Origin of the sequence: Microcystis aeruginosa NIES-2549, from assembly GCF_000981785.2 — a bacterium.
GTDB classification, from domain to species: Bacteria; Cyanobacteriota; Cyanobacteriia; order Cyanobacteriales; family Microcystaceae; genus Microcystis; species Microcystis aeruginosa_C.
Genome location: NZ_CP011304.1, coordinates 706,819 through 718,983 on the forward strand (window position 1 = coordinate 706,819; position 12,165 = coordinate 718,983).

Annotated in this window: 9 protein-coding genes; 3 read left to right on the forward strand and 6 right to left on the reverse strand. The window is 42.7% G+C overall.

The genetic code is table 11. The annotated features are described in order from the left end of the window. Positions 1-46: 46 nt before the first annotated feature. Both myaer_RS03425 and myaer_RS03430 read right to left on the reverse strand, forming a co-directional pair. Positions 47-1,252 carry an RNA-guided endonuclease InsQ/TnpB family protein gene (locus tag myaer_RS03425; protein ID WP_016516525.1) on the reverse strand — a complete coding sequence of 402 codons (1,206 nt, stop codon included), beginning with the start codon at positions 1,250-1,252 and terminating at the stop codon, positions 47-49. Between the two features lie 208 nt (positions 1,253-1,460). Next, positions 1,461-2,048, reverse strand: coding sequence for an anthranilate synthase component II (locus tag myaer_RS03430; protein ID WP_046660962.1), 588 nt, complete (start codon positions 2,046-2,048; stop codon positions 1,461-1,463). On the opposite strand from myaer_RS03430, the gene myaer_RS21280 reads away from it, so the two are divergent. Further along, positions 2,035-2,199: a hypothetical protein gene (locus tag myaer_RS21280; RefSeq protein ID WP_158524790.1), complete on the forward strand. Its 165-nt coding sequence runs from the start codon at positions 2,035-2,037 to the stop codon at positions 2,197-2,199. The two genes, myaer_RS03430 and myaer_RS21280, sit on opposite strands and share 14 nt — an antisense overlap. Here the strand turns inward: myaer_RS21280 and myaer_RS03435 are convergent. Together myaer_RS03435 and myaer_RS03440 are read right to left on the reverse strand one after the other, a co-directional pair. Next, a complete protein-coding gene (locus myaer_RS03435; RefSeq protein ID WP_046660963.1) occupies positions 2,185-2,685 on the reverse strand; it encodes a pentapeptide repeat-containing protein in 501 nt (166 codons plus the stop codon). The two genes, myaer_RS21280 and myaer_RS03435, sit on opposite strands and share 15 nt — an antisense overlap. 2 nt (positions 2,686-2,687) lie before the next feature. Then, on the reverse strand, positions 2,688-4,076 hold the full coding sequence (locus tag myaer_RS03440; protein WP_046660964.1) for an LCP family protein: 1,389 nt from the start codon (positions 4,074-4,076) through the stop codon (positions 2,688-2,690). 508 nt (positions 4,077-4,584) lie between these two features. On the opposite strand from myaer_RS03440, the gene myaer_RS03445 reads away from it, so the two are divergent. Together myaer_RS03445 and myaer_RS03450 are read left to right on the forward strand one after the other, a co-directional pair. Next, positions 4,585-5,262 carry a C40 family peptidase gene (locus myaer_RS03445; RefSeq protein WP_046660965.1) on the forward strand — a complete coding sequence of 226 codons (678 nt, stop codon included), beginning with the start codon at positions 4,585-4,587 and terminating at the stop codon, positions 5,260-5,262. Between the two features lie 150 nt (positions 5,263-5,412). Beyond that, entirely contained in the window at positions 5,413-8,517 is a 3,105-nt protein-coding gene (locus tag myaer_RS03450; protein WP_046660966.1) for an efflux RND transporter permease subunit, read from the forward strand. Between the two features lie 626 nt (positions 8,518-9,143). Here the strand turns inward: myaer_RS03450 and myaer_RS03460 are convergent. Both myaer_RS03460 and psb27 read right to left on the reverse strand, forming a co-directional pair. Continuing rightward, positions 9,144-11,513, reverse strand: coding sequence for an endonuclease MutS2 (locus myaer_RS03460; RefSeq protein ID WP_046660967.1), 2,370 nt, complete (start codon positions 11,511-11,513; stop codon positions 9,144-9,146). A gap of 168 nt (positions 11,514-11,681) precedes the next feature. Beyond that, on the reverse strand, positions 11,682-12,083 hold the full coding sequence (psb27, locus tag myaer_RS03465) for a photosystem II protein Psb27 (RefSeq protein WP_002783154.1): 402 nt from the start codon (positions 12,081-12,083) through the stop codon (positions 11,682-11,684). Positions 12,084-12,165 lie beyond the last annotated feature (82 nt).

The following is a 12,165-nucleotide window of genomic DNA, read 5'->3' on the forward strand; positions in this document are numbered from 1 at the left end:
TGGGGATTATTGACACTCCCATCGCTAAAAGCGAGGGATTCTTGGTTCACTGACTCAAGTTGTCTTGACAGGTATTGCTACCAACCAAGATAGAGCTTAAATCTCCCCAAGCGTTTAGGTCTGACGACCAGCTTCCGATATGCCCTATCGTAGCTTTTTTGAGTATATTCAAGGCCGCCATTTTGTCTCTATCTTCCACATATCCGCAGGAACAAACATGAGTTCTAACTGATAGAGACTTTTGGATTAACCGACCACAATTAAGGCATTCTTGACTGGTATAGGCGGGATTAACTGCAATAGTTAATCTGCCGTATTTAATGCCAAAATACTCAATCCATTTTCTCAATTGTGACCAACCAGCATCATTGATACTCTTAGCTAGTTTTCGATTACGCACAAGGTTCTTGACTTTTAAATCTTCATATGCTATCAAGTCGTTTGACTGAATTAAACGGAGTGCCAATTTTTTAGCAAACTCTTCTCGTTGCCTACTTACTTTTAAGTGTCCCTTGGCGTATTTTTGACTAGCTTTTTTGTAGTTATTAGACTGCTTTTGTCCTCTCTTAAACTTTTTCGACTTTCTTCTATTCAGTTTATTAAGACGCTTTTCGGCTTTTCGATAATACTTAGGAGGCTCTACTGTATTCCCGTTGCTGTCAGCATAAAGATATTTTAACCCCATATCTAATCCTACGCAATGACCCGTCGATTCTGATTGTGGGGTTATATCTCTAGCATCGAGTTTTAGCATTAACTGGCAATAATATCCATCAGCCCTTTTAACTATTCTTATCCGTTGAATTTGCCATTCTTGAAAATAAAACAAGTCTCGACTACCAATTAGTTTTAACTCCCCAATGTTTTTTCCGTCAGTGAAAGTTATTCTCTTGGAATTTCGATTAAGTTTCCAACCTGACTTTTTAAACTCAACAGAATGAGTACGTTTAGAGTATTTAGGATATCCTTTCTTACCAGCAATTTTGTTCTTACAGTTATTATAGAACCTAAGAATAGCAGTCCAAGTCCGTTCGCAAGCCTGTTGACAAGCTGTAGAGTTAAGGTCTTGAACAAAAGGGTATTGACTTCTTAATTGAGTGACATATTTATATACATCCTTTTGTCCTACACCTTTATTGTCTTCCCAATATCTAAGACATTTATTCCGAACAAACTGTACTGTCCGAATAGCCTCATCAATGGCTTGATATTGAGATGGTTTTCCTCTAAGCTTGTACTCTAAAACAAACATTTTGCGTTATCGACCTACTACGCAAACTATTCTAGCATACTAAAATTAAATTGGCAACTATAGATTAGAGTTATTTTTAGTCGTGCTCGTGTCACTGAGCCTTTACATCGAAGCCCCTCGAAATGTGTCGAAGTGCTGTTCTATGCTGGTCGGCTTTTCATCTCCGAGGTGAAACCGAGAGCCTTCAAGCCGACATTATAGGTAAACACTAGAGGGATCGGAGAAAGTTTCTTAAAAGTTCCTTGCCAGCAGTGGTTAAAATACTTTCGGGATGGAATTGTACTCCTTGAATGTGGGGGTAATCCCGATGACGGACTCCCATGACCGTGCCATCTTCCACCCAGGCCGTGATCTCTAAATTATCCGGCATGGTGGAGCGCTCGATCACTAAACTATGGTAACGGGTGGCAGTAAAGGGATTTTCTAAGCCTTGAAATACCCCTTCATTGTTGTGATAGATTGGGGAAGTTTTGCCGTGCATCAAGACCGGGGCCCGGACCACATCCCCTCCGAATACCTGACCGATACTTTGATGACCGAGACAGACCCCCAAAATCGGCAAATGGGGGCCAAATTTAGCGATTAATTCCAGAGATATGCCCGCATCGACTGGACGACCGGGACCGGGGGAAATGACAATCCCATCCGGCCGCATTTGTTCGATCGTGGCCAGATCGATTTTATCATTACGATAGACCTCGATCGGCACGGCGATCGGAAACTCAGTCGCTAATTCTCCTAAATACTGGACTAAATTGTAGGTAAAACTATCATAGTTATCGATGACGATTATCAAGAGTCCCTCTCCTTTCTCTAGCCTCGCTCAGTATTTTTATTCTACATCCCGGCTGTCTCGATCGAGACAGCAGCGCCATCAGAAACCGATAATCGAGGTAATTCTCGATTGGTCAGCTAGAATCTGCTCGGAATTGCTAATTACAGCCTAAACTATCCCTCGTGGCCACTCCCGTGACTGGATTAATCCCATCGGCCCGTTCACACATTAACTTGACCTGATAGGCATCAATTACCGCGTTAGTGAAATCGGCCCCAGTAATAATTGTGTCATAAAAACGGCTGCGAGTAGCGATCGCATCGGTAAAAATAGTATTAGTTAAATCGGCAAAATCGAGGGTAACTCTATCTACCAAAGAGGCGGTTAAATCGGCCCCTTTTAAGTTAGCTTTTAAGAGGACAGCCTCGGTGAGAATACTATAGGATAAATCGGCCTCTTCTAGGTTAACTCCCCGCATTGCGGCAGCGGCGAAAACTCCTCCGCGCAAATCCTGATGGGAAAAATCCCGATCTTGCAGCTGGGCAAAACTATAGTTAATCGTTTTATCTTGGGCCAAAGCCACTGGACGGGCTGCGAAAAGTAGCCAAAGAATCGCCAGCAAAATAATTAAAACCAGACTGAAAAAATTTTTCAACATTGTTACTGTTGAGCGTCGAGAAACTGGGCCACATCATCACCCACCCGAATAGTTAGGTCTGAGTCTAAAGCACCAGTGGAGGATGATTCTACTTTACCGATTCCCAATTGATTTTTCAAGAGGTTAGCGGACTGAACATCACCTTTTTGGGCAATAATTGCGGTGGTTTCTAGCTTTTGGGAGGAGTCATCGCTAATATAAACATTTGTATAGCCCTGTTTGGCCAGATAATTACGAGTACGACGGGCTAAACCTTTGGTATGGGTGGCGTTTTGAATGGCAATCCGCAGGCTATAAACGGAGGTTTCTCCCCCCCCATAGTTATCGGTAAAATTGTTAGCCACAATGGTTCTGATTTCGCGACGGCTCAAAATCCAATAACTGCGACCATCGTATTCCTCGAGGTTATTAAACCGGCCGGGGAGTAGGATCATTCTCAAGTCATCTCGTTTAATTTCCCGGCCAAAATTAGCGATAGCCAGCATTTCCTCGACGCTTAAATTCGTATCGATATATTGTTGTAAAACCTGTACTGCTTTCGGGAGACTGGGGAGAATTGTCGGACTAAAAATCTTTTGTTGTAGTGCTTTTAATAAAATTTGTTGTCTTTGTACGCGACCAATATCGCCGTATTGCGGGTTACGAAAACGGGCAAATTGTTCGGCTTGGTCGCCGTTGAGATTTTGCCAACCCTCTTGTAAATCAATTTCTAATTTTTGGGTGACATCTTTATGATACATTCGTTCGGGTACATAAACCTCTACACCCCCGACTAAATCGACTAATTCCTTAAAGGCATCGGTAGTTACCCGCACATAGCGATCGATGGTAATATCCCCTAAAGTATTACTGACCACTTCTGCCGCTAGAGTCGGTCCACCGTGAACGTTGGCATCGTTGATTTTAGTGAAACCGTGGCCGGGGATTCTGACGCGGCTATCGCGAGGGATAGACAGCATTCTCACGGTTTTATCGCTAGGATCGAAGCGCACTAGGAGCATGGTATCGCTGCGACCTTTAAATAGATCGTCGCTGTTTTTGGCATCTAAAACTCGATCGATGCCCATAACTAAAATATTAACAGGACGAGAAAGCTGCTGATTAATTAGGCTATTCCAAGCTTGGGCCTCAAGGATGTCTGTTTGGGTGGGAAAAGTCGTTTTTTGGAAGATGGCCCCAATTGGTGCGGGTAAGGGACTAATTAAAGCGACGGCAGCCCCAACAGTGGCGGAAACTAGGGCGGTAAAACTGAGGGTTATTCCCCAAAATAAGCCCTTTTGCAGGGGAGATGCTTTTTTTAAACCGGACATGACTGAACTGACCACCGTGACGGTATTTTCTGAGTTTTGGCTGTATTCTTGCTTTTCAAACCGCCCGGAAACATTGGCCATGGACTAACCTCAACATCTGAATTAAAGGCTTACTTAGGAGGTGACTGTTGATCCCTAGAATCTATCTCTAGCCCAAAAGTTCCAGATATCGGTCACTCCCCCCTCGCCGGTTATTGTAACATATTGTTAAGGAACTGGCTATTATCGACCTGTGGTAAAAATCAAAAATTGTTGTTAGGGTTAGGAGTCAGTAGTCAGTATTCAGGAGTCGGTCGTCAGGAGTCAGGAGAATTGAGAATCAATAATAAGCGATTGAATGCTCTATTTACAGATTTTAGGCAATTTAATCCTTATTTTGTCCGTTTTTGAACCCTGAAAAGTTAATTAGGCAAGAGGTTTAATAATTTTTCAGGGATTCAGTTCAGTTATAGATTATCTCTGTGGCCAAGAATTAAGAGAGGTGGAAACTTGAAGATGACAGAATTAAGGTTATTCTCGTTGTTTTTATCCCTTTGCTTTTGGCTAGTCTGGCAGTTTTTTTTGTCAATATAATTCCGATCTATTTTTTATGAAAATCATCTCTCTTACCCCATCATCCACCCAAGAATATCTCTGTAAAAGAGACTTAAATCTCTACAATTCTCCCAGTTGTCAAGAGTTAGCTACCCAAGCACAACAGGGAAGACAATTAAAATTTATTTCCCTAGAAATTACCGAAAAAGGGCTACAAATTCAGCTAAGGGAAGATAATTATTTAGCTTGGTTATGCGGAGAAGATTTAGATGCAATTGCGGTGGCCACCACAGCTTATCAAAAAATTCCTCTAACTCGTTCAGACATAGAAAAACATATTCCTGAGATTATCTCTTTTACTCAGGAAGCAATGAATCGTACCAATCATTATCTCTGGGGTGGAACCCTTGCACCTAATTACGATTGTTCGGGATTAATCCAGGCCGCTTTTGCCAGCTTTGACATTTGGTTGCCGAGGGATTCCTATCAACAGGAGGCTTTTTGTCAAAAAATAAACCGAGAGGAATTACTCCCAGGAGATTTAATTTTTTTTGGTGATAAAAGAGTTAATCATGTGGCTTTATATCTAGGGAATAATCAATATATCCACAGTTCAGGCAAAGAAACAGGTAACAATGGTATCGCTATAAATCTCCTCACCGATGATAAAGATAGCGTCAGTCGTCATTATTATCAAAAATTATGGAGTTTCGGTCGAGTTATGCACAATTAATCAGTTATCAGTTATCAGGTTACTATTCCCCATAGGTAATAATAAATTTAGTTATTAAAAACTGATTATTTATCTCCCATTTTGCCTTTTGCCTTTTGCCTTTTGCCTCTCCTCTATAAGTAGCCTATACTCAACTTATTTAGTGTAATCATGTTAGAAAACATCTCCCTAAGCGGTCTATCAATTCGTCGTCACATAGGAGTATTGACGTTAACTATAGCAGTTATCATCATCGGTCTTTTTTTTCTAAATCGTTTACAAGTAGATTTGCTTCCTTCTATCACTTATCCCCGCATTAGTTTAAGGATGAATGTCCCGGGAGTTTCCCCGGAAGTTATTCTCGAAGAAGTAACTAAACCCCTAGAAGAAGGAATGAGTGCCACCGAGGGAGTAGTGCAAGTTTATTCAGAAACTCGCGAGGGGAGGATGCGAGTAGATTTATTTTTTCAACCGGGGGGAGACTTAAACGTTGCTTTAAATGAAGCTACCGAAAGTTTTAATCGTGTCCGACAAAATTTACCCGATATTATTGAGGAACCGCGCTTAAATAAATTTGAACCATCTCGTTTACCCGTCTATGAATTCGCTCTCGTTTCTGATACCCTACCCATAAAAGATTTAAGATTATTTGCCGATGAAGAATTAGGGAGAGAATTAGGATTTGTGGAAGGAGTGGCAGTGGTGGACGTGATTGGGGGAGTTAGAGAAGAAATTCAAGTTAATATTGACCTGCAGCGATTACAATTTTTAGGAGTGGGATTAAATCAGGTTTTAGACACCCTAAAAAGACGCAATCAGGACATCTCTGGGGGCCGACTACAAGGAGAAACCGGGGAACCTTTAACCCGTGCGGTGGGGAAATTTAAAAACGTAGCGGATATTCAAGATTTAGCACTGACCGATAGTAATAATCCCGAAGAAAAAATCTATCTGCGGGATGTGGCCAGAGTTATCGATGGGACAGAAGAACAAAGAATTTTTGTCACCCTAAATGGAAAAAATGCCGTCAGGGTTAGCGTCCAAAAACAACCGAATGCGAACACGATTGCTGTGGTAGAAGGGGTCAAAAAACGCATTACAGAATTAAAAAAATCCGGGTTAATGACCGGGGGAATACAAGTCGTCACCACTACCGATGAGTCTGTATTTATCCAAAACGCGGTTAATAACGTGGTTTCCTCGGGACTAGCGGGGACAATTCTAGCAGGATTGACTGTATTCGTCTTTCTCGGTTCTCTGCGACAGACTTTTATCATTACCCTAGCGATTCCTCTTTCTACCCTCGTCGCAATTATCTGTATGAAGTTATTTGGGTTATCGATAAATGTGTTTAGTTTGGGAGGATTGGCCCTAGGGGTGGGCATCGTGGTGGATAATTCCATTGTCATGCTGGAAAATATTGCCCTCAAAGTTAATCAAAACCAAAATAAGCAAGATTTTTTAGAAATTGCGCGTAATAGCAGCCAAGAGGTAGAATCTGCTTTAGTGGCCTCCACTGCGACTAATCTCGTTTCTATCCTGCCATTTTTATTACTGGGTGGTTTTATTTCCCTGCTGTTTAACGAGATTATCCTTACTATCAGTTTTGCTGTGGCTGCTTCTCTGCTGTGTGCGTTAACCGTTGTTCCCATGTTGGCCAGTCGTTTGTTAAATATGCGGGTTTCTAGTGGTATCCATCGGTTTTGGCTCTTAAAAGTCTTTAGTCAACGTATAGAAGGTTTAACCATCCTCTACGGTCGTTTTTTAGCTAAAATCCTCCACTACAGAATACCTGTTATCCTGCTGGCCTTTTTAATTTTAGGGGGAAGTAGTTTCTATCTCTGGCAATATATCCCCCAGGAAGTCTTTAGTCGTATTCAAACCGGACAGGTGAACGTTTTTGCTCAATTTCCCCCGGGTACCAATTTAAATACTAACCGTCAGGTGATGCGGGAAGTAGAAAAGATTCTATTATCACAGCCGGAAACTGAGTATGTTTTTACTACCAGTGGCGGTTCTCTTTTTGGCACAACTACCAATGAAAATATTTTGCGTGCTTCTAGTACGATTAGTCTCAAAAAAGGCACTAATACAGAAGCCTATATCGAACGCATGAGCAAAGCACTAGAGCAATTAAACCTCGTTAACGTGCGTTTGCGTCTCACCCCCGGTCAAGTGCGCGGTATTATTCTTAATAACTCTCCCTCCGTCGGTGCCGATGTGGATGTGATGTTACAGGGACGAGATGGGAAAACTCTAGAGCAAGCTGGTGAAGAAATCCTCGGTATTCTCGATGAAAAAGTCCCTAGTGCGCGTTTTCGTGCCGATGCTGACCCCAGACAACCAGAAATCCAGATTAAACCCGATTGGACCCGCTTAAATAGTTTGGGATTGAGTACCCTGGAAGTGGGACAAACGCTACGGACCGCTATTCAAGGATCGATCCCCACCCAACTGCAACGGGGAGAAAGATTAATCGATATCCGGGTGCAATTAGACCCCAACTCGCGGCAAAAAATTAGTGATATATCACAAATACCTATTTTTGTCAATAGACAAGAAGACTTAAAATTAGCAGATATAGCCCGGATTGAAGGGGGAAAAACCCCGGCGGTCATCCAGAGAATTAATCAGCGTCAAGTTTTTATTATTATCGGCAGTTTAGTCGAGGGAGCGAAATTAAGTGACGCACTCGCGGGGGTACAATCGGTTTTAAACGCTACTCCCTTACCCGATGGTGTCAGCATTTTACCCAGTGCTGCCGCCATATCTAATCAAGAAATTCAGGGTTCTTTGGGTTTATTAGCGGGTTTATCGGTATTTTTAGTCTTTGTGGTCATGGCCGTGCAGTATAACTCGCTTATAGACCCTTTGGTGATTATGTTAACTGTTCCTTTGGCCCTAGCGGGGGGGATTTTTGGGCTATATTGGACTAAAACCCCGATTAATGCCATTGTCATCGTCGGGGTGGTTTTATTGGTGGGGATTGTGGTTAATAATGCGATTATTATGGTGGAATTGGCGAATCAATTGCGGCAAGAATTCGGTTTTACTCGACTACAAGCTATTTTAAAGGCCGCTCCCCAACGTTTACGACCGATTTTAATGACTACCGTGACCACGGTTTTAGGTTTATTTCCCCTCGCTTTAGGATTAGGAGAGGGGGGAGAATTCCTGCAACCTTTAGGAATTGTCGTTTTTTCGGGTTTGTCTTTAGCAACTCTGTTAACTCTGTTTATTATTCCCTGTTTTTACGTTTTATTCTCTAGAAAATAATCTTCTTGGACAGTGGGAAGTGGGGTAGTGGGGAAGTGGGGAAGTGGGGAGAATAAATAAAAAAGTCTCCTGACTCCTATCTCCTATCTCCCGACTCCCGACTCCTGACTCCTGACTCCCGACTCGGAGAATACTGTCTCCTAACCCAATGTTGACCAAAGATAAGCAAAAATTATTTATTGACTCCAAAAACTTGAGAATATTTAAATTAACATTTCGCAATATTTATAAATTCTTAAGAATTAATTGAGAAAGATTTTTATTTAACAACGATGTTGCAATGGTTACAGCGATTTGATAGAATTTCATAGTGGTTTATTATGTGCTTTTTTGGGCGGCAATGGCTGAAACCCTTGCCACACCTAGAAGGTGATCCTAATTAAGACGGGTAAATCAGTCAATTTCACCCACAACGATGATCTTTTTTTTGTGTAGTTTTATTGCAAAAAAAAAGTTTTTTTGACAAAAACCACAAAGTATGAATTATGAATTATGAATTATGAATTATGAAGTGGGGAAGTGGGGAAGTGGGGAATTTCAACTAAAACCCTAAAACCCTAAAACCCAATCACCCTATCACCCTATCTCCTGGCTTCTAACCCGACAAAAAACCTTTTCGGCCAACCCTAAGTTAAATAAGCGATAGTTACCCCCGAACCGCCCTCATTTTGGGGTGCTAATTGAAAGCGTTTTACCTGGGGATGACGGGATAAAAAATCGTGAACACCTTGACGCAATTTTCCCGTCCCTTTACCGTGAATAATCCATAATATACCCGATGGGGTAGCCCTGACGATCGCCTGTTCGATATCCGTTTCTGACTCTGCCACCCTGGAACCGCGAATATCGACGGTATTATTAGAAGTACGAATTAAAGGAGTCTCCTGGGGTTTTGTGGGAGTTTGGGGCAAATTTTTGGCAGGTTTTGGCACAGTTTCCACTTTTTGACCATCCAAAGACTCAATCTGATCTAAGGGTAGGGTCATCTTCATCATACCGAAACGCAGGGAAATCTCGTCTGATTCTGGTGAAATTGCTAAAACTTCGGCAGTTTGTCCCAAATTGGGCAAGCGTACCCTTTCCCCCACTTGCGGACGATAATTAACCTTAGTTTTTTCCGTTTTTGGTAATAACCTTTCTGCGATCGCAGTTAATTCCTCTGTGGCTTTTTGAGCATCTCTACCGGTTTTTGTTCCCGCTTGCAATCGGCGAATAACCTCATTAATCTCTGCTTTTGCCGATAATAAAGCCTTTTGTATTTCCTGGTCTTGATAACGCTTTAATTCTCGCTCTCTCTCCTGTAGAGAATTGGCCCGCGTGGACACCTCTGTATAAAATTTCTCCGTTTGTTGGAGTAATTGACTAGCTTCTTGAGCTTTTGACTCCTGTTCCCGTCTTTGCGCTTCCAAACCAGCAATTACTTGATTTATCTCCTCCGATAACCCCCCCAGATGATTTCTCGCTTCGGCCACAATTTCGGGATTCAATCCCAAACGCTGGGCAATAGTTAAAGCATTAGAACGGCCCGGAATGCCCCATAATAGTCGATAAGTGGGGGAAAGAGTGCGATCATCAAACTCTACCGAGGCATTTTCAAAGCGAGAATCTCGATACTTCAACGCTTTTAATTCCCCGTAGTGAGTGGTAGCCACCGTCAGTAAACTATGATCGGCGAGGTATTGTAAAATAGCGATCGCTAAAGGACTTCCCTCGGCCGGATCCGTACCTGCTCCCACCTCATCGAGTAAAACCAAGGAACGAGAATTTAAAGCCGCTAAAATGCGAACAATCCGGCGAATGTGACCCGAAAAAGTCGATAAACTCTGTTGTAAAGACTGTTCATCCCCGATATCGGCTAAAACCTGATCGAACCAGGGTATCTCTACCGGTTCCCGCGCTGGAATAAACAGGCCCGCTTTCGCCATTAAAGCCGCTAATCCGAGAGTTTTTAAAGTAACGGTTTTTCCGCCGGTATTTGGTCCGGTGATGGCAACAACGCGAATTTCTGGGCTAATCTGCACATTTATTGGTACGACCTCCCCCCCCTGTTCGTGGTGTTTTTGCCACCAGAGCAAAGGATGGCGCAAATTCCGTAAAGTAATCGTTTCCGAACCATCGATAAAGTGGGGGGGATTACCCTCTAACCATAAACTGTAACGGGCCCTAGCGGTGGCCAGATCGAGCCTAGTAGCGATCGCTAGTAAATATTCTAAGTCCTCAAAGGCTTCGGCGATCAGATTACTTAACTGCCGCAGGATTTTTTCTTCTTCGATTTGTTCCAGACGACGATATTGCCGCAGTTGATTGCCTTGGTCAACGATAGAGTGAGGTTCAATGTAAAAAGTCGCCCCTGTGCTGGAAGTATCGTGAATTATCCCGGGTATTTGCTCTTTTTGCGCTGCTTTGACGGGAATCACCCAGCGGTCGCTTCTTTGGGTAATCACCGCTTCTTGGATAGCACCGCCCTGTTTTTGCATGATATCCTGTAATTTTCGGTAAATACGCTCTCTAATCACCTTCATTTGTCCCCGAATTTCGCGTAATTGGGGACTAGCGCGATCAGATATCCGGCCATCTTCATCGATACAACGGTGTATTTCCTGTTCTATCTCTGGATAGGTGCGAATTTCCGCTACTAACTCTTTTAAAACCGGTATATCTTCTTGTTCGTCAATTAAACGGCGTAAACGTCGCACTCCCGCTAAAGTCGTGGCAATATTTAAAAGTTCCTGTCCCGATAATAAACCCCCCAGATGCGCCCTTTCTAGGGCATCACCGATGTCGGTAATCCCATCAAAGGAAAGACGACTATCTAATTTTTGTTCTAAGCTATAAACTTCTTTGGTTTGGCAGAGTAGGTTTAAACTTTCCTCTTTGCTTTCTGGTAATGGCAATTGACGAATTGCGATCGCACCGAGTTTAGTCGCTGCAAAAGTAGCTAGGTGTTGACATAGCCGCGGCCATTCCAATAATTCTAGGGTTTCGTCTTGAATCAATTTTGTAGTTTTTTATAATACGCTTTGTATTTCTAGTCTAACCAGATTTGGCCTGATTTTTACAGGAGTGGGGTGTGGGGTGTGGGGTGTGGGGAGATGGGGGGATTTCAACTAATACCCCAAAACCTTAACCCCCCAAAACCCTAACACCCAACCCCTAATCTGTATCTAAATTCCTTTCTGGAGAGAGAATTGCACCTGTTTAAATTCTTGTTTTAAACGTTGTTTGAGTTTGTCGGGGATGGGACGGGAACCGTAGGCGGTATAATAACCTGCCAGAGAGTTTAAGGCTGTTTGCATAGTAGTGAAAGAACGCAAACCCCCGGATTTTTTATCTCGTCGGTAGAGGGAGATGTAATCGTTGATTTGTTCCTTTGCTTGCGACTCAACTGCCGCTTTATTCGGATCATCTTTGACTAAATCAAGGGCTGTGGTTAAAGTTTCAATCACCGTCAGGGTATCTTTTCCATAATTGCCCGTTAACCCCGAACTACTAGAACAACCCATCAATCCGATGACAAGGACGAGAACCAAAGCTAATAAGCGAGAAATGTAAGGTTTTAGAGACATATTTTCGATACCATAAGTTAATCCCAAGTCACCTTATCCTATCAGGAAACCGTGACCAGTTCCCTAGGAGAGTCAACCGGCT